Genomic DNA, 883 nt, shown 5'->3' with positions numbered 1-883 from the left:
CGCCTTGATAACTATCTGATAAAAATCCTCAAAGGCGTCCAGAAAAGCCATATCCACCGCATTATCCGCGCCGGCGAAGTGCGACTGAACAAAAAACGCTGCAAACCCGACAACCGCATTCAGGCAGGCGATACCGTCCGCATTCCGCCGATACGCATCGCCGAAAAACAAAGGCCGTCTGAAAGCCAGGCCGCGCCAGCACGCGAGTTTGACATCGTTTATGAAGACGATGCGCTTTTGGTCATCAACAAACCGTCCGGCGTTGCCGTCCACGGCGGCAGCGGCGTGAGCTTCGGCGTCATCGAACAAATCCGCCGCGCCCGCCCCGAAGCCCGCTATCTCGAACTCGTCCACCGCCTCGACAAAGACACCAGCGGCCTTTTGATGATCGCCAAAAAACGCAGCGCGCTTGTCAAACTGCACGAAGCCATCCGTAACGACCACCCCAAAAAAATCTACCTCGCGCTGGGCGTAGGCAAACTGCCGAACGACAGCTTCCACGTCAAGCTCCCCCTGTTCAAATACACCGGCGCACAAGGCGAAAAAATGGTGCGCGTCAGCAAAGACGGCCAATCCGCCCACACCATCTTCCGCGTGTTAAACCGTTTTTCAGACGGCCTTTTGCACCAAGTCGGCCTTTCCGACCTGACCTTTGTCGAAGCTACTCTGAAAACCGGCCGCACCCACCAAATCCGCGTCCACCTACAATCGCAAGGCTGTCCCATTGCCGGCGACGAACGCTACGGCGACTATCAGGCCAACAAACGCCTGCAAAAACTCGGTTTGAAAAGAATGTTCCTGCACGCTTCCGAGCTGCACCTCGCCCATCCGCTGACCGGCGAAAAACTGATCCTAAAAGCTCCCCTGCCGCAGGAATTGGCGC

Annotated in this window: 1 protein-coding gene; it reads left to right on the top strand. The window is 56.9% G+C overall.

The window, feature by feature from the left end; translation table 11 throughout:
* Positions 1 to 883: RluA family pseudouridine synthase (locus ACTHUM_RS15575; protein WP_440403367.1), on the top strand; the 883-nt coding region annotated here is incomplete at both ends.

The sequence above is a fragment of the Neisseria sp. P0021.S006 genome, from assembly GCF_051956895.1.
This window is presented reverse-complemented; position numbering and strand designations above follow the sequence as displayed.